We start from the raw sequence: 23,455 nt of genomic DNA, 5'->3' as shown, positions 1-23,455 counted from the left end.
TGTGAAAATTGCGATTGTAGCAAATGGTCAAGAAAAATCAAAAAAAATCGAGAAGGAACTAAAAGTATTAATCGCAGATACGAATGCAGAAATTGAGATGAACTCTCCTGATATTGTGATTACAGTTGGGGGAGATGGCACCCTTCTTTCAGCTTTTCATCAGTATGCCCATTTATTGGATAAGGTTCGTTTTGTTGGGATTCATACAGGTCATTTGGGCTTTTATACAGATTGGCGTGATTACGAGTTAGCTGCTCTAGTTGAAAGTTTGAGTAAGGATCAAGGAAATAGTGTGAGTTATCCACTTCTAGAAGTCCATGTTACTTATGGGAACAATCAACAAAAAAAATATTTGGCTTTAAATGAGTCGACGATTCGCAATGTGAATCGAACCATGGTGACGGATATTTTTATTAAAGAAGAATTATTCGAAGTATTTCGTGGAGATGGTTTGTCCATTGCGACGCCAACAGGCTCTACTGCATACAATAAAAGCGTTGGTGGAGCGGTGCTTCATCCAAGAATCAACGCCTTACAGTTGACTGAGATCGCGTCACTGAATAACCGAGTTTACCGAACTTTAGGCTCTCCGGTTGTGATTCCAAGTGATGAGTGGATTCAACTGAAACTCTCAGAGCATGGAGAATATCTGTTGACCATTGATCAGTTGAATTTTAAGGAACAGAATATAAAGAAAATTGTTTACAAAATTGCAAAGGAACGCATTCATTTTGCGTCGTACAGACATACGCATTTCTGGTTACGGGTTCGGGATGCATTCATTTGTGATTCAAAAGTAGGAGAAGCATTGGAATGAGATTTACATGGGTATTTGAAAAAGAGCAACCACAACAAATTAAATACTTTTTAAAAGAAAAAGGGGTTTCCAAAGGGTTATTTGCTAAAATAAAATTTCGTGGAGGCAATATTTTAGTCAATGATGAAGTCCAAAATGCAAGGTTTTATTTGACGAATGGAGATAATATTACTATTGAAATTCCTGCAGAAGGAGAGCATGAAACGGTTGTTCCTGATGATACGGGACTGGATATTGTTTATGAGGATGAACATCTACTGATTGTCAATAAACCATCTGGCGTTGCCTCGATACCTGCACAGTATCATCCTGTGGGAACCATGGTCAACCGTGTCAAGTATCATTACTGCGCGCAGGACTATGACGACCGAGTCGTTCATGTAGTGACAAGATTAGACCGAGACACTTCTGGTTTGATGTTGTTTGCGCGTCATGGATTTGCACACGCACGTTTAGATCAACAACTGAGAAAAAAACAGATAATTAAATGTTATCAAGCACTCGTCAGTGATCCATGCGATAGTTTAAAAACACATGATATTATATGTTCGCCGATTGGACGAGATACAAGTTCATTAATTAAGCGACAAGTAACTATCGAAGGAAAAGAAGCGATAACGGAGTATTGGTTGAATAAAAGGACTGCGGACTATTCGCTAGTGGATATCAAGCTCCATACTGGAAGAACCCATCAAATACGGGTTCATTTTGATTCTTTAGGTTGCCCACTTCTTGGAGATGATTTGTACGGTGGCGTTCTAGATGCTGGAGTATCAAGGCAGGCATTACATTGTCGCTCTCTTTCCTTGCAACATCCATTTACGGGTGAAACATTACATTTTGAACAGCCATTACCAGAAGATATGAGAAAGATTATCGATAAAAAGAATGAGTAATATATTGGGGGAGATTCTGTGTCAGAAAATCAAATCGAAATGCAAGAGCAAGTTAGTCAACTCTTGCATTTTCTTAAAAACGAAGAGATGCCAGAATTTCGTGCTAAATTTTTGGATTTTCATGTGTATGAACAAGGTCAGTTCTACCAATCACTTTCTAAAGAAGAACGACAAAAAATGTATTGTTACTTATCACCAAAAGAAATTGCAGATATGTTCGATGTGATTGAAGAAGATAACGAAGAGGTCAGTGAGTATATCGCAGAGATGAATCCGCAATATGTTGCAGATATGCTTGGTGAGATGTACACGGATAATGCGGTAGATATCTTATCACAATTAAGCAAAAGCAGGCAAACCAAGTACTTAAGGTTGATGAAAGAAGAAGAGGCGCGGGAAGTCAAAGAACTACTACATTACGAAGAAGATACAGCAGGTTCAATCATGGCAACGGAATATGTTTCCATTGTGGCCAATCAAACAGTTCGCTCGGCAATGCATCTATTAAAACGTGAAGCAAAAGTTGCCGAAACCATCTATTATGTTTATGTTGTAGATGCTAGCAATCGTTTAGTTGGCGTGATTTCCTTAAGAGATTTGATTATCAATGAAGATGATACAATGATTGCGGATATCATGAACGAACGTGTGATTTCAGTTCAGGTTGATGAGGATCAAGAAGACATTGCCAAAACGGTTCGGGACTATGATTTCCTTGCGTTACCTGTTACAGATGATCAGGATTATTTGCTTGGAATTGTAACGGTAGATGACATTATTGATGTTATTGACGACGAAGCAGCATCTGATTATTCAGGTCTTGCTGGGGTCAATATTGAAGTGGTGGATGAAAATCCATGGAAAGCAGCTTCTAAGCGATTACCATGGCTGATAACCTTACTCTTTTTGGGGATGTCAACAGCGACACTTATTAGCCATTATGAAGCACTTGTAAGTAAAGCCAGTATATTAGCGGTCTTTATCTCATTAATCACAGGTACTGCTGGAAATGCTGGAACACAGTCACTTGCTGTCGCAGTAAGAAGAATTGCGACAAATGAGAACAATAATACGAGCTTCTTTCATTTGGTCTTTAGTGAGGTCTTAACTGGGATTGTAACTGGGGCTATTACTGGGGTGACAATTATGTTGATTGTCGGGTTTTGGCAACATAATTTTATGTTAGGTTTCGTTATTGGAATGGCCATGCTGTGTGCGATTACGGTTGCAAATCTAGCAGGTAGTTTAATTCCGATGTTGATGGATCGACTGGGGTTTGACCCAGCTGTTGCGAGTGGTCCGTTTATAACAACTCTCAGTGATTTGACGAGTGTTTTGATTTATTTTAGCATTGCTTCTATATTCATGCACTATTTTATTCATCATTGAGAAGGAGAAAAAAATGATTTTAATTGTTTATGTAACAGTAGATGGACAAGCAAAAAAAATTGCAGACAAACTGGAAAAAGTGTTAGAACAAAATGGATGTATAGTCAAAGTCGCAGATATGAGCGTCGTGAGCAAAAAACAGCTAGAAACGGCGAATAAAATAGTGGTGATTGCTTCGATTCGCTATGGTAAGTTCCCAAAAATTCTTTTTCAATTCGTTGCGCAGAATGCACATTACTTAAAAGAAAAAGCGGGTGATTTTGTTGGAATTAATCTAATAGCAAGAAATCCAGCAAAGGCAGTTCCTCAAAATAATGTATATGTCAGAAAATTCTTAGAAAAAATTGACTGGGAACCTAACCATGTTGCGATATTTGCGGGGGCACTTTTGTATAGCAAATACCATTTTTTTGATAAGAAAATGATTCAGTTAATTATGTATCTAACGAAAGGCCCCACAGACTCTTCGCAAGATATTGAGTTTACTGATTGGGAAAAAGTAGAACAATTTGGCATAAAGTTAGTGGAAGAGCGATAAAAAGAACACTTCAAACTTGCAGTATAGCTGCAAATTTGAAGTGTCCTTTTTATTTTCAATTCACGATTTTAGTCCCATGTATCTCAGATACACAGAGCGTCTCTAAAACAGTTTGAGCGTTGTCACTGGTAATTCCTCCACCAGGCAAAATTGTAAGACGACCATTTGCATATGCAATCAGCTCTTTTAGATGATCAAAATTTGTTTCGATTGGTGTAGCAATCGGGCCCCCGTGAGTTAAAATGCGGTGAACTCCCTGAGCACTCAGCCAATCAATTGCTTTGAATTGGTTTTCTTTACTTAACGCGTCAAAGGCCATATGAAAGGTAATTTGCAAACCTTCTGAAACATCAATAAGTTCAAGTAATAGTTCTTCGTCTAACCAATTATCCGAAGTAAGCGCACCAAATACTACCCCGTCTACTCCTATTTTTTTTGCTTCAATCAAATCAGTATGCATAATTTTAAGCTCCGTATCATGATAGATGAAATTTCCACCACGTGGACGAATCATCGCCATGACGGGAATATTTTTTTCATTGCAGTAGGAAACGGTTTCTTCTAACACGCCAGTACTGACCGTCGTACCACCAACAGCTAAGTTATCACACAACTCGATTCGTGTTGCACCAGCTATAATGGCTGAAGGAATGTTTGTAAAATTTTCTGCACAGAATTCTTTAATTATCATAGAAGAGTCCTCAGTTCACATTTATTTTTGTTTTTTTTTCGTTAAATTATAAAAGAAAGATAGAAGCACCAGCCAAATAATGGCACAGATAAGAGAGTAAATAGTTTGTTTATTTAAGCAAAATATGATTAAAGTAAACAGAAAGAATAGCAATGTTAAATAGTTAGAAATCGGATAAAAAGGCATTCGGAAATGGTGAAGCTGCTCTTCTTTAATAGATTTTCTATACTTCAAATGACAAATTACGAGTACGCTCCATACAAATACGAAACTAACAGTTGCAACGCCGGATATAATAATGAAAATACTACTTGGAATTAAATAATTCATGAGTACGATAATTAGCAACGTACAAGAAGAAAAGAGTAAAGCAGTAACGGGGATATTCCGCTTGTTAGTTTTGGCAAATAGTTGAGGTGCTTTATGACTTTTAGCGAGTGTATAGACAGAGCGGCTCGTGCTAAAAATAGCACTGTTACAAGCCGAAAGAGCAGCCGTCAATACCACAAAATTGACAATCGCAGCCGCTGATTTAATTCCAAGACCAGAGAAGACTTGCACAAAAGGACTTTGCGATGTGGAAATCTGATGCCAAGGATAAATACACATTAAAACAAATAATGAACCGATGTAAAATAAAACAATTCTGACGGGAAGTGTATTGATTGCTTTTGGAATATCCCGTTTTGGATTGGCTGTTTCACCAGCAGTTTGGCCAACCATTTCAATCCCAGCAAAAGCAAATACGACCATGGGTAAAGAAGCAGTCAAACCACCAACACCTTTAGGGAACAAGCCATGATGTGCTGTTAAATTAGACAGCTGGGCGATGTGAGTACCAATTTTTATTTGGCTTAATAGCATAAAAGCTCCGGTTGCAATCAAAGCAAGAATTGCAAAGACCTTAATACTGGAGAACCAAAACTCCATCTCACCAAAAAGTTTTACATCGAATAAATTCATGCCAAGTAATAAAAAAATAATAATTAGTGGGGGCAACCATTGTGGTACATTTGGGAACCAAAAGCGAATATAAATCCCACTAGCAGTTAAATCAGCCATTGCAACACATTGCCAACATAACCAGTAACTCCAACCAACTAAAAATTCAACCCGGTCTCCCATATGGATTTGGATTAAGTCCATAAAAGATCGGGCCTTTAAATTAGAAAGTAAAAGTTCGCCCAATGCGCGCATTAAAAAGAAGCAAAATGTCCCAGCAACGAGATAGGATAACATGATTCCAGGTCCAGCCGCTTGAATCGTGGAACCAGAGCCAAGAAAAAGCCCAGTCCCGATTGCCCCTCCAATTGCAATCATTTGTACATGTCTCCGTGTCAATGATCGCGATAATTCATTTGTATTTTTCATCAACTCACTCCAAAATTTAAAAAGAATACTTTTATTGTACTAGATATAAGAAAAAATATCTAGGCGACATCCAATTCCTTCATTTTATGCTAAAATAGGAGAGGCAAACAAGTGTAGGAGGAAGAGACTATGTTACAAAAGAAAATTGACCGTGCGGCAGATTTTCTAACGAATTATAAGCAAGTTTTCCGTTGTCCCTTGTGTAAAGAAGAATTTGTAGCAGTGGAACAGCATGATTTTTGTTGTCAATCGGGGCATAAATTTGATTTATCTAAAAAGGGAACCCTTTTTTTCTTAACACATCAGGTGCAAACAGATTACAACAAAGAAATGCTTAGTCATCGTCAAAACATGATTCAAGCAGGACTTTATGAGGAGTTAATTCAAACATTAAAGGGTTCTATTGCTCATTTGAATCAAGCGGTCATAGTAGATGTTGGCTGTGGTGAGGGGAGCTTTTTAAGCAAGCTTGCTCCAAAAGAGGGGAAAGCTTGCAACATTGGCTTTGATATTTCTAAAGCAGGAGTTCAACTTGCTACGAATCAAGAAATTGATGCGTTCTGGTGTGTAGCAGATCTGACTAATCTACCTTTTCAGACGAATCGCGTGGATTGTTTATTAAATATTTTTTCACCGTCACATTATGAAGAATTTAGACGAGTTTTGACGCAAGATGGATTACTTATTAAGGTCATTCCTGAGAGTGGATATTTAAAGGAATTAAGAGCATTATTCTATGAAGATCAAGAGACAAAACAGTCCTATTCCAATCAGCTAGTCCTAGAAAAAATTCACAAAGAAATGACGGTTTTGAGTAGTGAGAGAAAAACATACACGTTTAAAGTAACAAAAGAGTTACAAGCTTCTTTAAGGGGAATGTCGCCGATTCAATGGGGGGCAACCGCGGAAGCTAAAAAGCAAGCTGAGCAAGTATTTATTCCCGAAATTACGGTAGATGTTCACATTATAGTCGCAAAAAAATAACATTTTTAAGGTTTTCTTAACAAAACTATTGCAAAAAAAAAAACTTGGTGTTATAGTATGTACAAGTTCTTTTTCATTGGTTTTTATCAGATTCCTGTTCTGATAAAAGTTAGTGAAATTGGCGTCACTAACGTAGCGACTCGCAGTGCTAGACACCGAGGCGATACGTTCTTTTTTTATCCAAAAATACACGGAGGTTTCGTATAAAATGACCAATCATATTGTATTATTTGAACCACAAATACCTGCAAACACTGGCAATATTGCGCGCACATGTGCAGCCACAAATACCCCTTTACATTTAATTGAACCTTTAGGCTTTTCGACGGATGACAAGCATTTAAAACGCGCGGGACTAGATTACTGGAATGATGTCGCGATTTTCTATCATTCAGGGTTAAAAGAATTTTTAGCAGAGATGGGAGGGGGCGAACTTCATTTGATTACAAAGTTTGGTCATCGGACATATAATGAAGTCAATTACGCAGATGGAAAAGACCATTATTTTATGTTCGGTAAGGAGACAACTGGGTTACCAGAGAGCTTTATGCGCGAAAAAGAAGAGAACTGTTTGCGAATTCCAATGAATGATGAACATGTTCGTTCGCTTAATCTTTCTAATACAGCAGCGTTAGTAATTTATGAAGCATTACGCCAACAAGACTTCCCAAATTTAGAGCTAACGCACCATTACGATAAAGACAAGTTGGACTAGTAAAAGTCAAAAACGGCGTTAGTGCTCCCACCAGGTTGGAAAGCTAGTTGGTTTGAGTGTGAAATAAAGGGGAATCCCTTTCGTTTCACGCTTTCTTTATAAAAGAAAAATTTATTGTTGATAAAATATATCTACATAAATATACTGAAATTAGCTACATGTTATTTCCCCCGACAACATGTAGTCGTAGCATAATGGCAATTTCAAATAAGTAGTTGCTGCTCAAAGAAAGAGGGCACGACATGTTACGTAAAGTGTTTGGAGCATGATGTGCTTTCAAGGCTTGTGGACTTTATTTGGTTGGCATATTCAAAAGCAAGATGTGAGCCAAAGAGATTAACTCTCTTTGGCTCACATCTTTTATTTGTTGAGATTGGAGCATGATAGTTGAGGTGAAATAAAGTATGTTCAGTTGAGCCGATGGGCATATTTCTTTCTTAAAGAAAAAATGTGCAGTATAATTTGCTTACAATAAGTTAGCTGTTGGTAAATAAAGAATAGAGGAGCACCAACTATGACACACTATTTATATCAACACGGTACATTAGCCTACTTGGTTGAGGGCATGTTTGAAGGATCACTGACAATGGCTGAGCTACTGCAACAAGGAAACTTTGGAATTGGGACATTGGAAGGTTTAGATGGAGAAGTGACAATACTAAATGGTACAGCTTATCACGCTGATTCAAGCGGAGAAGTTCGGATACTCTCTGAAAAAGAGACTGTACAAACGCTTATTCCGTATGGATCTGTTAGCAATTTTGATTCAAAACTCTCAAAGAAAGAAAAGCTAGTCCACACCGATTTGGATGAAATGAAGCACCGGACGCTAAAATTGGCGAAAACAAATAATGCTCTTTTATCCGTTCATATAAAAGGAAACTTTCAAAATGTCAAGATTAGAATTATGCCGAAACAAGTAGTCCCTTATCCAAGACTAGTTGAAGTTTCTGATCAACAGCCTGAGTATGAGTATGCTAGCCTTTCAGGAGATATTATTGGATTTTTCACCCCCAGTCTATTATCAGGCGTTGCCGCACCGGGATTTCATCTTCATTTTCTGAGTGAGGACAAGAAGGTGTCGGGACATTTGCTTTTTGCACATGCAGTGAATGGCAAGTTGGAAGTTCAATTAGTCAACTCCCTACTACAGCATTTTCCAACTGTATGCCCGCGCTTTAATGACTTGATAATCAAGACAGATCAGCTACATGCTGAGATGTTACAAGCAGAAAACTAAAATGATAAAAGTTGATTTAATAGAAAAATAGGCAGACTTAGCCGATTTTTGGACACCAATTAAGGGGTTGGATACCATGCTATATTGGGATACAATAAAAAGAATGCAGGGTAAAAACTTAATTCGTTTTTACCCTGCTTGTTTTTTTATTCGATAACCACTTTCATCCCATAAAGAGCATGTTCATAAAACCACTTAGCATCCGCAACGGATAAACGAACACAACCGTGAGAGTTTGCAGTGACTCCTAAATGTTTTGCCTCACTTTCGATATACTGACCATTTTGATCCACGGGAACACTATGGAATAAGTAGATACCGTGGTCCTTAAATGAAACCCAGTAATTTGCTCCTTCAGCTGAGGCCGCGTTATAGAAGTTTTCTCCGCGCTCTGCTTCAACACTATAAGTCCCCAGTGGGGTGGGACTATCATTTGTACCTGTTGAGCAATACATAGTGTAAAGAACTTGTTCGCCTCTTTTCACATAGACACGTTGCTTTTTTGTCGAGACGAGTACCCAGTCGCCTGTTTGAAGTGTTGGGTAAGCTTTTGTTTGTGAGGGAGCACGCCAGTCAATTGCCGATTCCTTGGTAGTAGAAGTAGAAGTAGAAGTCGACGAAGAACTTGTGATAGAAGATTCTGTCGTCATCGAATGACGTTCTTTTTTGTCATTTTTGGAAAAAGAACGGCCTAAATTGAATACTAGTAAGAGAAAAAGTAAAACCAAGATGCTCAGAGCAAGAAATCGATTTCTTTTGCCTTTTTTTGATAGTTTCTTTTTGGACATAGAATGCTCCTTTTCAACTCAATAAAAATAAAATGATTCCTCTTTTATTTTAAATCAAAAGCGGGTGAATAGAAAGTTTTTTATCTGTTCATTTCTGAGAACCTATTGATTAATGGTTGATTTACTTATAAACTATAGGAATGAGAAAGAAAAAGTAGGTGAAACTGTTGAGTGAGATGACACGACTTGGTGGAACAAAAGAAGAGCAAGAATATATTGTTGGAAAAGTTGAGGCGATTTTTTTTGAAAACGCAGCAAATTTTTATAAAGTGATGCTAATAAAGGTCGTCGAAACCAATACGAACTTCTTAGAAAAAGAAATTGTTGTAACAGGAAGTTTTGGACAAATTCAAGAAGAAGAAACATACCGTTTTATTGGGATAATTGTAGATCACCCAAAATTTGGGCGACAGTTTCAAGTAGCAAGTTACATTCAGGAAAAACCTACTTCTGAGAGTGGAATTGTTGCATATTTATCAAGCGAAAAATTCAGTGGCATTGGTCGTAAAACTGCGGAAGCCATTGTGGAAGTTTTGGGAGAAAAAGCCATTGATAAGATGATTGATACACCAGAATGCTTGAATGAAGTTCCAAATCTAAACGAAAAAAAGCGTCAAACGTTGCTTGAAACGCTACGCTTAAACTACGGGATGGAACAAACGATTGTAGGGTTGAATCAGTACGGCTTTGGGAATCGCTTAGCTTTTGCCATCTATCAGACGTATAAAGAAGAGACGATGGAGTTGATTCGAGAAAATCCGTACCGCTTAGTTGAAGATATTGAAGGGGTGGGTTTTAAGCGCGCTGATAATTTAGCTGAACAAGTGGGCATTCAAGCAGATGCTCCACAAAGAATTCGTGCGGCAATCCTTTATGAATTGCTTTTACATTCGATGAGTACTGGGGATACCTATGTTTTTGCTGAGCAATTACTAAGTGCAACATTGCAGACACTAGAAGCAAGTCGTCCTTTTGAAATAAGTCCTAATAAGGTAGCAGATGAGATTATTCATTTGACCAATGAAGGAAAAATTCAGCAAGAGGACACCAAGCTTTATGAAAACTCCTTATATTTTTCGGAATGGGGAATTGGCACTGGAATCCAGCGCTTGCTGGCTCGCAAAAAAGAGATTCACTATGATGAAAAAGCGATCGATAAAGCAATCCGTTTATTGGAAAAAAAACAAGACATTGTCTATGGGGATTCACAGGTCGAAGCAATGAAGGCCGCAATCAAATCCCCACTTTTTCTTTTAACTGGGGGTCCGGGTACAGGAAAGACTACTGTGATTAACGGGATTGTATCCCTATTTGCAGAGCTAAATGGTTTATCACTTGATATCAATGACTATCATCAAGCAATCTTCCCAATTTTGCTTGCTGCCCCGACTGGTAGAGCAGCCAAAAGAATGAACGAAACAACTGGATTAACTGCTGGAACGATTCATCGCTTGCTTGGGCTAAGTGGCCGAGAAAAAAACACGACAGTTTCTGCTAAAGAACTAGAAGGCGGTCTTTTGATTATAGACGAAATGTCAATGCTTGATACTTGGTTGGCCAATACGTTAATAAAAGCCATCCCGACTAATATGCAAGTGATTTTTGTGGGAGATAAGGATCAACTGCCATCGGTTGGACCTGGTCAAGTCTTCCATGATTTGCTTGCAGTTTCATCCATTCCCAAAAGAGAGCTGAATGAAATTTTTAGGCAAGAAGATGGCTCCACCATTATTTCTTTAGCACATGATATAAAAAACGGTTTACTTCCCAAAGATTTTATTAGTAATCAAAAAGATCGTTCCTTTTTTCAAGCAAATGCGTACCAAATTGAACCGATTATTCGACAAGTAGTCACCAGAGCGAAAGAGAAGGGGTTTCGTGCTCAGGATATTCAAGTCCTTGCCCCGATGTACAGAGGGGCGGCTGGAATTGATGCACTCAATAAAATGATGCAAGAAATATTTAATCCGAACCCAGACAAAACAAGAAAAGAAGTTCAATGGAATGATAAAATTTATCGCATAGGAGATAAGGTCTTACAGTTAGTGAATAGTCCTGAAAGTAACGTGTTTAATGGTGATATGGGAGAGATTACGGGAATCATTTTAGCCAAAGAATCTGAGGACAAAGTTGATGAGTTGGTGATTCAATTTGATAGCGCAGAAGTGACTTACAGACGGAACGAATGGAATAAAATTACGCTTTCTTATTGTTGTTCTATCCACAAGTCACAAGGAAGTGAGTTTAATATGGTCATTCTCCCAATGGTTCGTCAGTATCAACGAATGCTACAGCGTAATCTCCTATATACTGCAATTACCAGAAGTAAGAATTTGCTGATTCTTTTAGGCGAGCCAGAAGCCTTCGAGACGTGTGTCCACAAGCAATCTTCTGTTCGCCATACCTCCTTGAAAGAGCGGATTGAACAGACCGATGGAATGAAATTAGATGTTAGATTGCAGTTAGAAGCATACGAAGAAGGGTTGTCCAAAGTAGCGCAAGAGGAACTAGAAAAAGGGGAACAGACGGAAGAAATAGCGACAACAAGTATTCTAGAAAATAAAGAAACACAGATAAAAGAATCCTCTCATCAAAAAGACAATGAAACGCAAAAATCAGCAAATCAGGCAGTGGCAGTTTCGCTATTTGATCCAATAAATAAAGAAAAAGAACTGACCGTAGAAACGGGCACTAAAAATGATCAAGAGAAACGTTTGACAATCCCCATGATTGAAGAGTTACAAGTCTCTCCCATGATTGGGATGCACGATGAGACGCCCTATGATTATATGGAATGAGCAGATTCAGCACTAACTTTCTGAGGAAAAGCGCAAAAGTGAGCAACCTATATTTAAGAATAAAAAGTGACTCGTCTCAGAACTTTTTGTTGCAAAATACAAGAAAGACTTGCTATAAAATTCGTTTGTGTTACTATAAAAAACGTATCAATATACTGCGGTTCATCAACCATCCCGCATTATCAAAACTAGGAGGAAGAAAATGAGAAATAAAAAATTAAGAATAGTACTTGCCAATGGGATTCTTGCAGCCATGTATTTAGTTTTAACAATTATGGTTAGTCCAGTTTCACAAGGGGCAGTTCAGTTTAGAATATCAGAAGCATTAAATCATGTAGTTGTTTTTAATCGCAAGCTAATTTGGGGCGTGTTTGGAGGTGTATTTATTTACAATCTTTTATACGCTGAGGCAGGGTGGTTAGACGTTGTTTTTGGTAGTGGTCAAACACTTATTGCGTTGGGTCTCACGGCGTTATTTTGTAAATTTGTAAAAAATACATGGGCACGTATGGTGTTCAATATTTTTATTTTTACGATTAGTATGTTTTCAATCGCTTGGATGTTGCATATTGCCTTTCAATTACCATTTTGGGCAACGTATGCTTCCACTGCTTTGAGTGAAGCGATTATTATGACTTTATCAGCACCAATCATGTATGTGGTGGGCAAAAGTGTAAAGTTTAAACTAGACTAAAAAAGACTGGGACCTAACTTTTGCGTTAGTTCCCAGTCTTTTTAGTTGAGTGGATTAAACTTCTTTTGCCAAATTTTCAATTTCTACAACTTTAAAGTCTTTTTTCTCTAAAGCAGCAATAATATCTTCTGTAGTTTTTTCTGTTGTACCGGCCGGTAAAGTAAACATTGTTCGACGAATAAATTCATCTTTCCCAATATCTAATGTGATACAGCTGGCGATACTTGAAAATTTAGAAATAATTTTTGTCATTAGTGCAAGGTCTCCGTGGCGTCCAGCAGAAGCAACCGTTAATACATAGCTGCCTTCTTGGACGTTCCAAGATTGTGCCAAGATGTTTAATAACGTACTGTGAGTCAAAATACCGTAAAATTGATGATTTTTGTCCAAAACAGCGATGTAAGGCAACTCTTTAATTGTAAAGAAAACCTTGAAGAAAGAAGAGTCTAAATAGATGAATTTTGTCGCATTCTTAAGCAGATGTGTAACAGGTAAACTCATATCTCCACCATTTGATTTGTGACGATAAATATGCATTTTATAGATATTTCCTCTAAAAATTTTACCAGATTCGTCTAAAATAGGGACGCAACGGTAGCCAGATTGTTCAAGTATGGTCAATGCTTGTTCTAAAGTACAAGATTCATCAACGGTCGTTAGGTTATCTTTTTTGATAACAACTGATTTAATTAACATGGAATTCCCCCTCTAAAAGCGCTAATATACAGTAAAAATATACCATACCTTTGTTAAAAACAATAGAAGAATTCACTAAAATAGGGATTTTTTTGTTAAATTAACTAAAATCCTTGATTTCAATAAAAAGGAAAGATTGACAGTTTTTATAATAAATGATATTGTAACGTTGTATGACATGGAATAGGGGGAAAGAGAATGGCAGTGAAAAAATCAGCCTTGGCCTGTTCTGTATGTGGCTCTCGCAACTATTCAAAATCAGTCAATGATGGGCAACGCACCGAACGTTTAGAAATAAAAAAATTCTGTAAATATTGTCAAAAACATACATTACACAAAGAAACAAAATAAGGAGAATGTATTGTGAAAAAAATTGGGAACTTTATTAAAAGCGTAAATGAAGAAATGAAAATCGTTACTTGGCCTTCAAAAAAGCAACTTAGAAAAGATGTTGTCGTTGTAATTGAAACAACCATCATTTTTGCCGCTTTCTTTGCAGTAGCTGATTTTGCAATCAAACAAGCACTAAACTTATTCTTATAAGAAATGGACTAGTCAAGCTTTAAAAACAGTGCTATACTATGTCTGAAGAGAAAACTTCGGTAATCTGAGGTTTTTTTATTTTACACAAAGTGAGGGACTACTCGAAATGGAAACATTTGAAAAACAATGGTATGTATTACACACTTATTCAGGGTATGAAAATAAGGTAAAAGCAAATATTGAATCACGTGCACAAAGTATGGGGATGGAAGATTACATCTTTCGCGTAGTTGTCCCAGAAGAAGAAGAACGCGAAGTAAAAAATGGTAAAGAAAAGATTAATACAAAAAAAACATTCCCCGGTTATGTACTCGTAGAAATGGTGATGACCGATGATTCTTGGTATGTAGTCCGTAATACGCCAGGTGTTACTGGGTTTGTTGGCTCACATGGTGCAGGAAGTAAGCCTGCTCCGCTTCTAAAAGAAGAAATTGAACATATTTTACGTCAATTAGGGTTAAGTACGCGTCATAAAGAATTGGATGTTGAGCTAGGAGAAGCAGTAACGATTATTGAAGGAGCGTTTTCTGGTCTGACAGGAATTATTACCGAAATCGATTCTGAACGTCAAAAATTAAAAGTAAACATTGATATGTTTGGCCGTGAAACAAGTACGGAGCTTGATTTTGAACAAATAGACAAAATCTAAATATAAATGAGTTTTTTAGAAGAGTATCTGATGGATGATAGAAAAGATGGGGGCAGTGTTTTGCTTGCATCTTTTTTGTATTATGGAGGGAAAAATGAAAAAAATATGGTGGATTGTATTGCTTCTCAGCTTGGTTCTAGGTTTCAGTTATTTTTATGGACAAAAGGATCATTCTTTTAAAAGCGTTACGGATCAAGAGCAACCCCAAAAAGAAAATGTAACCAAGTCTAGTGTACCTACAGTGTTTATCCATGGGTATGGCGGAACTCGTTTTTCTTTTGGGGGAATGATTCGGCGTTTTAGCCAACAAACAGTCGGTGTCACATCCATTAGGTTAACCGTTCAAGAAGATGGAACGATTGAGCAAAGTGGTGTTTTTGAAAAAGAAAATAATCCATTGATTCAGGTCTTATTTGAGGATAATAAAAACAATGAATGGAATCAGGCAAAATGGATTAAGAATGTCTTGGTTTATTTGAAAGAGAAATATGGTGTCGAAAAGGTCAATTTAGTTGGACATTCTATGGGAGGAGTAAGTAGCTTAAGATATCTGTTAACCTACAGTAATCAAGAAAATCTGCCCATTGTAAGCAAATTTGTTTCCATTGGTGCGCCGTTTAATAACTTTATCGAAGACAGTCGGTCTACTGAAATGATTGATAAAGAAGGGGTGTTGTCAAATCAGGAATCAGAAAGATATCAAGAATTTACTCAAAAAATGGCGCAAGTTTCTATTGCAACAAAAATTCTCAATATTGGTGGTGAAATTGACAAGCAAACACATGGAGACGGCACCGTCCCAATTGGAAGTGTTGCTGGCATTGGAAAATTACTTCGGACACACGGGGTAAACTATCAGTTTCAGTATGTAAAAGGAAAAGCAGCCAATCATAGCGGACTTCATGAAAATGAAGAAGTAGATAACATGGTGGTACGATTTTTGTGGGGAAAATAGAACGGAGCGAAGCAATACAAAAAAGAGCCTGGAATATCACTTTAAAGTGATGTCTCAGGCTTTCAGTATTTGTAGAAAGGGTGGAAGTGGTAGCAAATCTTTCGAAAATAAGTTGAAATTAACAAAAATTTTGGCATTTTTATAGCGTGGCACCTAAGACTAAACTCAAACATTAGTCTTAGGTGCCACGCTAGTTATTTTTATTGAAAGGCGAGCTTCGTTCTCAGATAGAACATATAAATGCCTTATTCACCTGTTTTATTTTATGTAGAAAAAATTTCTTTTTCTAATCTGCGAGCAGTAGGAGTGTCAGCTAAGCCACCTTCTGCTGTTTCTTTAAAGCTACTAGGCATTTGAACGCCAACCTTGTACATTGCAGCAACCACTTCATCAGGGGGAATCACGCTGCAGATACTCGCTAAAGCCATGTCGGCCGAAATATAAGCTTGAGATGCCCCTAAGGCATTTCGTTTAACGCAAGGTACCTCCACTAGTCCAGCCACAGGATCGCAGATGAGTCCCATCATATTTTTGAGAGTAATCGCAACAGCTTGTGCGCTTGCGTCAGGACTTCCACCTGAAATTGCGACAAGGGCAGCACTGGCCATCGCACTAGAAGAACCAATTTCAGCTTGGCAGCCACCAGCAGCTCCGCTGATAGAGGCATTGTTCGCAATGACTAAACCAAAAGCACCTGCAGTGAATAAAAATTCAAGCTGTTGCTCAAGTGATAACGCACGTGTCTCAGTAATAGAAGTCAGAACACCAGCAACCACTCCAGCACTTCCAGCCGTTGGATTGGCGCAGATTAGGCCCATTTTTGCATTTACTTCGTTGACGGCAATAGCATTCCTAACTGCCTTTAACAAGGTAGGGCCACTTAGAGTTTGTCCTTTGTTTAGGTAGTCATCCATCCTTTTGGCGTCTCCACCAGTTAGTTTAGTCACAGACTCAACTCCTGCGATTCCTTCATCAACTGATTGCTTCATAACAGCAAGATTGTTTTTCATATGGTTCAAGATGACTTGTCTGTCTTGACCAGAGGTTTCCATTTCAACTTGAATCATAGCTTCTGAAACAGAGCCGAGCTGGTTGCTTAATTGTACCAGTTCTTCGATAGAATGAAACATATTTTTCCTCCTAAATAATGTTATTTAAAAAAAGTGGCACTATATAAATCATCCAGTTCCTTTATTTCTTCCAATAAATTGCCAATATCTGGTTGATCAATTTCAATAATCATGATAGCTTTTTCACCTTTTGATTCTCGTGTCACGGTCATCGTTCCAATGTTGATTCCAAAATTAGAGAGAGTTTGAGTCACTTTGGCAATCATACCAGGAACGTCTTGGTGGACAATAATAATAGTTGGAATACCTAAAGTTAAGTTTAATTTAAAGCCATTCAACTCGGAAATTTGGATGTTGCCTCCTCCAATTGAAATGCCCGTAACGCTAAGAGCGTGTGTGCCATTTGACACATCCATACGCACCATATTTGGATGCTCCGCTTTTTCCTTTTTGGGTACAAATAAAACTTCCATTCCATTTTCATGTGCGATTTTTAAGGACTCACTTAATCTGGAATCGTCAGGCCCCATTCCCAGTAAGCCTCCAACCAGGGCGATATCAGTCCCGTGACCTCGATAAGTTTTGGCAAACGACTCATAAAGGAAAATATCAACTTGTGTGGGTTGTTCGCCAAAGATTTGCCGAACGACTTTGCCGATTCGAGCAGCACCAGCAGTATGGGAGCTGCTCGGCCCAATCATAACTGGTCCAATAATATCAAAAACACTTCTAAATTGTTCTGTCTGCACAAAAATTCTCCATTCTGACAAGTTTATTAATGATTAGATACTATCATAAATAGATTTGAAGCGGAAGAAAAAAAAACAAGAAGTGAAGATTGCGATTGAAATGTACAAAAGTAATAAATTATCAAAAGAAAAACTTGCAAAAAAATTGGATTCCCTCTATAATATTAGAGTGCGTATTTTACGTACGTCTTTTGCTATGCAAAAGAAAATAAGAGCACGAACTCTTATTGCAAGACGTGGGAGGAGAAATTTTTAGCTCCATTCAACCACATCACGGACTTAAGGAGGTATGTCTCGTGGCAAAGAAAGTAGAAAAATTAGTGAAATTGCAAATTCCTGCAGGTAAAGCAAATCCAGCTCCACCAGTAGGTCCAGCATTAGGACAAGCAGGTGTGAACATTATGGGATTCTGTAAAGAATTTAATGCACGCACTTCAGAGCAAGCTGGTTTAATTATCCCAGTTGTAATTTCTGTATACGAAGACCGTTCATTTACATTTATTACGAAAACACCACCCGCTGCAGTATTACTTAAAAAAGCTGCAAAAGTGGAAAAAGGGTCAGGCGAACCAAATAAAGTTAAAGTTGCATCTGTTACAAAAGATCAAGTAAAAGAAATCGCAACCACAAAAATGCAAGACCTAAACGCTGCAGATATCGAAGCTGCTATGCGCATGGTTGAAGGTACTGCACGAAGCATGGGGATTACTGTTTCTGAATAATTTCAGTAAAACGTAACCGCCCGGAAGTAGCTTCTCAGTCGGTTTCATATTGAAAGATATGACTCTCGTGGGAGGTTCTACCGTTATAACCACATTCAAGGAGGAAACAAAATGGCTAAAAAAAGCAAAAAAATGCAAGATGCATTGAAAAAAGTTGATACAACAAAAAATTATCCAGTAGTTGAAGCTGTCGCTTTAGCGAAAGAAACAAATATTGCAAAATTCGACGCAACTGTAGAAGTGGCGTACCGCTTAAACGTTGACCCTAAAAAAGCAGACCAACAAATCCGTGGAGCAGTTGTGCTTCCAAACGGAACTGGGAAAACACAAACAGTTTTAGTTTTTGCTAAAGGCGAAAAAGCAAAAGAAGCAGAAGCAGCAGGAGCTGATTTTGTCGGAGATGCTGATTTAGTAGAAAAAATCAAAGGCGGATGGTTCGGTTTTGATGTTATCGTTGCAACTCCAGATATGATGGCAGAAGTTGGGAAATTAGGTCGTGTCTTAGGACCAAAAGGTTTAATGCCTAACCCTAAAACTGGTACTGTAACAATGGACGTAACGAAAGCTGTTAATGAAGTAAAAGCTGGTAAAGTAACTTACCGTGTTGATAAAGCTGGTAACGTACATTTACCAATCGGAAAAGTTTCATTTGATAATGAAAAATTATTAGAAAACTTCCAAACAATTAACGAAACTTTAGTTAAAATCAAACCTGCGACTGTTAAAGGTCAATACATTAAAAATATCACAGTGACAACAACATTTGGTCCTGGGGTAAAAGTAGACGCAGCATCATTTTAATTAGAAATTTTGCTTAATCTATTGACCTAGATAGAAATATATGATACTTTTATCTAGGTTAATAGTTATATGTACCGAAGACAGTAGGTGGCTTGCCTTAATTTCCTACCGAGGACAATATTGAGAATTTGTCAATAGTCCCTCTATGTCTACGGTGGCATGGAGTTTTTTATTGTTTACAGTAAAAACTCCACCATCATTTTTCAGGAGGTGAAAGATAAATGAGTGAAGTAATAATCGCTAAAAAAGCACAATTAGTAGACGAAGTTTCTGCAAAATTTTCAGAAGCTGTTTCTGTTGTAGTTGTTGACTACCGTGGATTAACAGTAGAAGAAGTAACAGAATTACGTAAACAATTGCGCGAAGCTAATGTTGAAATGAAAGTAATTAAAAATTCAATTCTTTCACGTGCAGCTGAAAAAGCTGGATTAGAAGGAATGAAAGATGTCTTTACTGGACCAACAGCAGTAGCATTTAGTAAAGAAGACGTGGTTGCACCCGCTAAAATTATTGATGAATTTGCTGAAAAAGCAAAAGCATTAGAAATTAAAGGTGGCGTAATTGAAGGGAAAGTAGCTTCTCTAGAAGAAGTTGTGGCACTTGCAAAATTACCAAGTCGCGAAGGTTTACTATCTATGCTGTTATCAGTACTACAAGCTCCTGTCCGCAATGTGGCTTACGCTGTCAATGCTGTGGCAGAGTCAAAAGAAGAAGGCGACGCAGCTTAATTGCGGCGTAACAAAACAAAACAACTATAATTGGAGGAAATTAAAATGGCATTAAACATTGAACAAATCATTGCTGATTTGAAAGAATCAACAATTTTAGAATTAAACGACTTAGTAAAAGCTATCGAAGAAGAATTTGGCGTATCTGCTGCTGCTCCTGTAGCTGCTGCAGCTGGTCCTGCTGCTGGTGGGGCTGCTGAACAAACTGAATTTACAGTTGAATTAACTTCTGCTGGAGATTCAAAAGTTAAAGTAATCAAAGCAGTTCGTGAAATCACTGGCTTAGGTCTTAAAGAAGCAAAAGCTGTTGTTGATGGCGCTCCTGCACCAGTTAAAGAAGGAGCTTCTAAAGAAGAAGCTGAAGAAATCAAAACAAAACTTGAAGAAGCTGGCGCTTCTGTAGAAGTTAAATAATTTTAACGCAAGTTTGTAAGCTGTAACCCTTGATATAATTGGGTTACAGCTTTTTTTATTGTATCGGAAAAATAGCAGGTAATACTAAAAATACGGATATTCTTATAAAATAAGATGTGTATTTCTGTATCTTTTCGCTAAAAATTCTTTCTTCTTTTATTATTCAGTGATAAAATATTTAGGACAAGTTTGAAAAAAGACTTGTAATGAAAAGGAGAACGTGATGAAAAAGACCTATGTCGACGACAGTTTAACCTTGCATACAGATTTATACCAAATTAATATGATGAAGACCTATTGGGAATTAGGTAGAGATAATACAAAAGCGGTTTTTGAATGCTATTTTCGAGAAATGCCGTTCAAACATGGCTATGCAGTCTTTGCAGGATTAGAGAGATTTGTTCATTATATCGAAAATCTAAAATTTACTGAAAATGATTTGAACTATCTAAGAGAAGTAGAAGAATATCCAGAAGAATTTTTAACGTATCTCAAAAATTTTAAATTTCAATGTACGATTCGTTCGGCGAAGGAAGGGGAACTTGTTTTTGCAAATGAACCAATCGTTCAAGTAGAAGGTCCCTTACCTCAATGCCAATTGATTGAAACAGCATTATTAAATATTGTTAATTATCAAACTTTGATTGCGACAAAAGCGGCTAGAATCAAATCAGTTGTGGGGGATGAGCCTCTTATGGAGTTTGGTACAAGACGTGCTCAAGAACTAGATGCAGCTATTTGGGGAACGCGAGCTGCTTATATCGGTGGATGTGACGCGACCAGTAATGTTCGTGCTGGAAAAATCTTTGGGATTCCTACGAGTGGAACGCATGCGCATTCTTTGGTCCAATCTTATCGAAATGATTATGATGCTTTTATGGCTTATGCGAAAACGCACAAAAACTGTGTCTTTTTAGTCGATACGTATGACACTCTGCGTTCTGGCGTTCCAAGTGCGATCAGAGTAGCAAAGGAAATGGGTGATCAGATTAATTTTTTAGGTGTGCGTATTGATAGTGGAGATATGGCTTATATTTCTAAAAAAGTGCGCAACCAACTAGATGAAGCTGGGTTTACGGAAGCAAAAGTCTATGCTTCTAATGATTTAGATGAAGGCACCATTTTAAACTTAAAAATGCAACGCGCAAAAATCGATGTTTGGGGTGTAGGCACTAAACTAATTACCGCCTTCGATCAACCAGCTTTGGGAGCGGTATACAAACTGGTATCAATCGAAAATGATCACGGAGAAATGGTTGATACAATCAAGTTATCAGGCAATGCAGAAAAAGTTTCCACTCCTGGTAAAAAACAAGTTTGGCGTATTACGAGAAAACAAGGTGGAAAATCTGAAGGAGATTACATAACTCTTTGGGACGAAGATCCTAGAGAAGAAGAGAGTCTCTACATGTTTCATCCTGTCCATACGTATATTAGTAAAATGGTCAGTGAATTTGTGGCTCGCCCTGTCTTACAAGAAATCTATCAAAATGGGAAAATCGTCTATGACTTACCAAGTTTGTCACAGATTAAGGCAGATACGAATAAGCATTTGGACTCTCTTTGGGAAGAATACAAACGCGATCTAAATCCACAAAAGTACCCAGTTGATTTGTCACAAAAATGTTGGGATCATAAGATGAACGTGATCAAGCAAGTTCGTTTAGATGTAGCAAAAATGCAACAAAAATAGAAAGTGAAATCTATGTGACAAAATATTACATGTGACTGAAATTATGATATAATAAATCTATAAACTTGTTGGAGGGATAAGGATGAGAGAATTGCAACAACGAATTATTGGTGAATTATCTGTCAAACCAGAGATTGATGCCAAGGAAGAAATAAGAATTAGCATTGAATTCATCAAAGCTTACTTTAAGAAACACGTTTTTTTAAAAACATTAGTACTAGGAATTAGTGGAGGACAAGATTCGTCACTTGCGGGTCGTTTATCCCAATTAGCAATGGAAGAATTACGTGAAGAAACTGGCGATGACACATATCAGTTTATAGCTGTTCGTTTGCCTTATGGCGAACAAGCTGATGAAGCAGATGCTAAGAAAGCGCTGGAATTTATTCAACCAGACCAATCACTTCGAGTAAACATCAAACCAGGAGTCGACGCGGCAGTTGGAGCCATTCAAGCAGCCGGCGTTGAAGTACAAGACTTTGTCAAAGGGAATATGAAAGCAAGAGAACGGATGCTTACACAATATGCTATTGCTGGGCAACTTAAAGGAGCTGTAGTTGGAACAGATCATGCTGCAGAAAATGTCACAGGTTTCTTTACAAAATTCGGTGACGGAGGTGCAGATATTTTGCCTCTGTTTCGTTTGAACAAGCGTCAAGGAAAGTTATTATTAAAAGAATTAGGAGCAGATGCTGCAATTTATACAAAAGTACCAACAGCAGATTTAGAAGACGGCAAACCACTTGTAGCAGATGAGGTAGCGCTGGGTGTCACATATGATGATATTGATGATTATTTGGAAGGAAAAGAAGTTTCTGAACAAGCAGCAAAAACCATTGAAAATTGGTTTATCAAAACAGAGCATAAACGTCATTTGCCTATTACGATTTTTGATGATTTTTGGAAATGATTGATAGTGTAGTCTGAAAATTTAGAGCTAGAGTAAGAGCGAAGACATCTAAATGCCTGAGCTCTTATTTTATTAAAATAAGAATTCCATTTAAATTTTTTTTAAATCTTTTTTTAAAATGAAAAAAAGAGTAAAATGAAAGTGTAGATAAAAGGGAGGAATAAAATTGAGACCAAATTTGGGTTATTATGTACAAAAAATTAATGATTTAATTACTGAAACAGAAAAAACTGGAGAAGCTATGCATCCATATTTTGAAGAGGTTCGCCAGTCTCTTGATGAAAAGAAAACAATATCAGCAGATAAAATAGCTGAGGTAGAAAAAGAATTTCAAAAAGGATTAGCCAAGTATTTAGAATTATCTCAAGCGATTACTGCATTACAACCACCGGTTAAAGTGATTGGAATTCATAAAAAATTAGAAAAGTCTTTTCAAAACTATGTAGCTGGTTGCAAAGAAATGACAGCATCCTTAGATGCAGAAAATGGAAGTATCGATGAAGTAGCATTTAACCAATCAGAAGAAAAGCAAGATCAAGCAACAGAAGTCATTTCTTTTTGTATTCAAAAGATGACTACTACGCTTATGAAATAATTAAGCTAG

General features: G+C 37.5%; 26 protein-coding genes and 1 other annotated feature. Of the genes, 20 read left to right on the top strand and 6 right to left on the bottom strand.

All coding sequences use genetic code 11. From position 1 onward, the window contains the following. Window position 1: 1 nt before the first annotated feature. Genes CBF30_RS05695 through hemG form a run of 4 tightly spaced genes read left to right on the top strand, consistent with a single transcriptional unit; the run spans window position 2 to window position 3,640 of the window. Complete coding sequence (locus tag CBF30_RS05695; protein WP_126823596.1) at window positions 2-817, top strand: NAD kinase; 816 nt, start codon at window positions 2-4, stop codon at window positions 815-817. Next, window positions 814-1,713 (top strand): RluA family pseudouridine synthase, encoded by a 900-nt coding sequence (locus CBF30_RS05690; RefSeq protein WP_126823594.1) that lies wholly within the window; start codon window positions 814-816, stop codon window positions 1,711-1,713. Before CBF30_RS05695 ends, CBF30_RS05690 begins: the two co-directional genes overlap by 4 nt. Window positions 1,714-1,731: 18 nt before the next feature. Next, the gene (mgtE, locus tag CBF30_RS05685) at window positions 1,732-3,102 is read left to right on the top strand and encodes a magnesium transporter (protein WP_126823592.1); all 1,371 of its coding nucleotides are present in this window, start codon (window positions 1,732-1,734) and stop codon (window positions 3,100-3,102) included. A gap of 13 nt (window positions 3,103-3,115) precedes the next feature. Beyond that, window positions 3,116-3,640 carry a menaquinone-dependent protoporphyrinogen IX dehydrogenase gene (hemG, locus tag CBF30_RS05680; RefSeq protein ID WP_126823590.1) on the top strand — a complete coding sequence of 175 codons (525 nt, stop codon included), beginning with the start codon at window positions 3,116-3,118 and terminating at the stop codon, window positions 3,638-3,640. 55 nt (window positions 3,641-3,695) lie between these two features. On the opposite strand, the gene CBF30_RS05675 is transcribed toward hemG, so the two are convergent. Next, entirely contained in the window at window positions 3,696-4,328 is a 633-nt protein-coding gene (locus tag CBF30_RS05675; RefSeq protein ID WP_126823815.1) for a copper homeostasis protein CutC, read from the bottom strand. 24 nt (window positions 4,329-4,352) lie between these two features. Further along, complete coding sequence (locus CBF30_RS05670; RefSeq protein WP_126823589.1) at window positions 4,353-5,702, bottom strand: amino acid permease; 1,350 nt, start codon at window positions 5,700-5,702, stop codon at window positions 4,353-4,355. 129 nt (window positions 5,703-5,831) lie between these two features. On the opposite strand from CBF30_RS05670, the gene CBF30_RS05665 reads away from it, so the two are divergent. From CBF30_RS05665 to budA, 3 genes are all read left to right on the top strand, one after another. Then, complete coding sequence (locus CBF30_RS05665; protein WP_126823587.1) at window positions 5,832-6,686, top strand: methyltransferase domain-containing protein; 855 nt, start codon at window positions 5,832-5,834, stop codon at window positions 6,684-6,686. Between the two features lie 208 nt (window positions 6,687-6,894). Next, on the top strand, window positions 6,895-7,401 hold the full coding sequence (gene trmL, locus CBF30_RS05660; protein ID WP_126823585.1) for a tRNA (uridine(34)/cytosine(34)/5-carboxymethylaminomethyluridine(34)-2'-O)-methyltransferase TrmL: 507 nt from the start codon (window positions 6,895-6,897) through the stop codon (window positions 7,399-7,401). Window positions 7,402-7,915: 514 nt separating this feature from the next. Further along, window positions 7,916-8,641, top strand: coding sequence for an acetolactate decarboxylase (gene budA, locus CBF30_RS05655; protein WP_126823583.1), 726 nt, complete (start codon window positions 7,916-7,918; stop codon window positions 8,639-8,641). A gap of 146 nt (window positions 8,642-8,787) precedes the next feature. Here the strand turns inward: budA and CBF30_RS05650 are convergent, their stop codons facing one another. Beyond that, on the bottom strand, window positions 8,788-9,429 hold the full coding sequence (locus CBF30_RS05650) for a L,D-transpeptidase (protein ID WP_126823581.1): 642 nt from the start codon (window positions 9,427-9,429) through the stop codon (window positions 8,788-8,790). Window positions 9,430-9,605: 176 nt separating this feature from the next. On the opposite strand from CBF30_RS05650, the gene recD2 reads away from it, so the two are divergent. Together recD2 and CBF30_RS05640 are read left to right on the top strand one after the other, a co-directional pair. After that, window positions 9,606-12,227, top strand: coding sequence for an SF1B family DNA helicase RecD2 (gene recD2 / locus CBF30_RS05645; protein WP_126823813.1), 2,622 nt, complete (start codon window positions 9,606-9,608; stop codon window positions 12,225-12,227). A gap of 202 nt (window positions 12,228-12,429) precedes the next feature. Next, window positions 12,430-12,921 (top strand): QueT transporter family protein, encoded by a 492-nt coding sequence (locus CBF30_RS05640; protein ID WP_126823579.1) that lies wholly within the window; start codon window positions 12,430-12,432, stop codon window positions 12,919-12,921. Window positions 12,922-12,975: 54 nt separating this feature from the next. On the opposite strand, the gene cbpA is transcribed toward CBF30_RS05640, so the two are convergent. Next, the gene (gene cbpA, locus CBF30_RS05635; protein WP_126823577.1) at window positions 12,976-13,617 is read right to left on the bottom strand and encodes a cyclic di-AMP binding protein CbpA; all 642 of its coding nucleotides are present in this window, start codon (window positions 13,615-13,617) and stop codon (window positions 12,976-12,978) included. Between the two features lie 198 nt (window positions 13,618-13,815). On the opposite strand from cbpA, the gene rpmG reads away from it, so the two are divergent. The 4 genes from rpmG (at window position 13,816) to CBF30_RS05615 (ending at window position 15,764) form a co-directional block, all read left to right on the top strand. Then, window positions 13,816-13,968, top strand: coding sequence for a 50S ribosomal protein L33 (gene rpmG, locus CBF30_RS05630; RefSeq protein WP_126823575.1), 153 nt, complete (start codon window positions 13,816-13,818; stop codon window positions 13,966-13,968). 21 nt (window positions 13,969-13,989) lie between these two features. After that, window positions 13,990-14,160, top strand: coding sequence for a preprotein translocase subunit SecE (gene secE, locus CBF30_RS05625; RefSeq protein ID WP_281273585.1), 171 nt, complete (start codon window positions 13,990-13,992; stop codon window positions 14,158-14,160). 106 nt (window positions 14,161-14,266) lie between these two features. Continuing rightward, window positions 14,267-14,809: a transcription termination/antitermination protein NusG gene (nusG, locus tag CBF30_RS05620; protein WP_126823571.1), complete on the top strand. Its 543-nt coding sequence runs from the start codon at window positions 14,267-14,269 to the stop codon at window positions 14,807-14,809. A gap of 94 nt (window positions 14,810-14,903) precedes the next feature. Then, entirely contained in the window at window positions 14,904-15,764 is an 861-nt protein-coding gene (locus CBF30_RS05615; protein ID WP_170168953.1) for an alpha/beta fold hydrolase, read from the top strand. A gap of 263 nt (window positions 15,765-16,027) precedes the next feature. On the opposite strand, the gene sdaAA is transcribed toward CBF30_RS05615, so the two are convergent. Together sdaAA and sdaAB are read right to left on the bottom strand one after the other, a co-directional pair. After that, complete coding sequence (gene sdaAA, locus CBF30_RS05610) at window positions 16,028-16,894, bottom strand: L-serine ammonia-lyase, iron-sulfur-dependent, subunit alpha (RefSeq protein WP_126823567.1); 867 nt, start codon at window positions 16,892-16,894, stop codon at window positions 16,028-16,030. Window positions 16,895-16,914: 20 nt separating this feature from the next. Beyond that, entirely contained in the window at window positions 16,915-17,535 is a 621-nt protein-coding gene (gene sdaAB, locus CBF30_RS05605; RefSeq protein WP_390221172.1) for an L-serine ammonia-lyase, iron-sulfur-dependent subunit beta, read from the bottom strand. A gap of 344 nt (window positions 17,536-17,879) precedes the next feature. Between sdaAB and rplK the strand changes: the two genes are divergently transcribed. From rplK to CBF30_RS05570, 7 genes are all read left to right on the top strand, one after another. Next, a complete protein-coding gene (gene rplK / locus CBF30_RS05600) occupies window positions 17,880-18,305 on the top strand; it encodes a 50S ribosomal protein L11 (RefSeq protein WP_126823564.1) in 426 nt (141 codons plus the stop codon). A gap of 111 nt (window positions 18,306-18,416) precedes the next feature. Then, window positions 18,417-19,106: a 50S ribosomal protein L1 gene (gene rplA / locus CBF30_RS05595; protein WP_126823563.1), complete on the top strand. Its 690-nt coding sequence runs from the start codon at window positions 18,417-18,419 to the stop codon at window positions 19,104-19,106. A gap of 56 nt (window positions 19,107-19,162) precedes the next feature. Continuing rightward, window positions 19,163-19,287 (top strand) — a sequence feature (ribosomal protein L10 leader region). A gap of 40 nt (window positions 19,288-19,327) precedes the next feature. Further along, window positions 19,328-19,834: a 50S ribosomal protein L10 gene (gene rplJ / locus CBF30_RS05590; RefSeq protein WP_126823561.1), complete on the top strand. Its 507-nt coding sequence runs from the start codon at window positions 19,328-19,330 to the stop codon at window positions 19,832-19,834. 45 nt (window positions 19,835-19,879) lie between these two features. Continuing rightward, a complete protein-coding gene (gene rplL, locus CBF30_RS05585) occupies window positions 19,880-20,248 on the top strand; it encodes a 50S ribosomal protein L7/L12 (protein WP_126823559.1) in 369 nt (122 codons plus the stop codon). Between the two features lie 223 nt (window positions 20,249-20,471). Next, window positions 20,472-21,941: a nicotinate phosphoribosyltransferase gene (locus CBF30_RS05580; RefSeq protein ID WP_126823557.1), complete on the top strand. Its 1,470-nt coding sequence runs from the start codon at window positions 20,472-20,474 to the stop codon at window positions 21,939-21,941. Window positions 21,942-22,023: 82 nt separating this feature from the next. Further along, a complete protein-coding gene (gene nadE / locus CBF30_RS05575; RefSeq protein WP_126823555.1) occupies window positions 22,024-22,851 on the top strand; it encodes an ammonia-dependent NAD(+) synthetase in 828 nt (275 codons plus the stop codon). Between the two features lie 166 nt (window positions 22,852-23,017). Further along, window positions 23,018-23,446, top strand: coding sequence for a hypothetical protein (locus tag CBF30_RS05570; RefSeq protein WP_126823552.1), 429 nt, complete (start codon window positions 23,018-23,020; stop codon window positions 23,444-23,446). The last annotated feature ends 9 nt before the right edge of the window (window positions 23,447-23,455 follow it).

Origin of the sequence: Vagococcus entomophilus, assembly GCF_003987595.1 — a bacterium.
GTDB lineage: Bacteria > Bacillota > Bacilli > Lactobacillales > Vagococcaceae > Vagococcus_E > Vagococcus_E entomophilus.
This window is presented reverse-complemented; position numbering and strand designations above follow the sequence as displayed.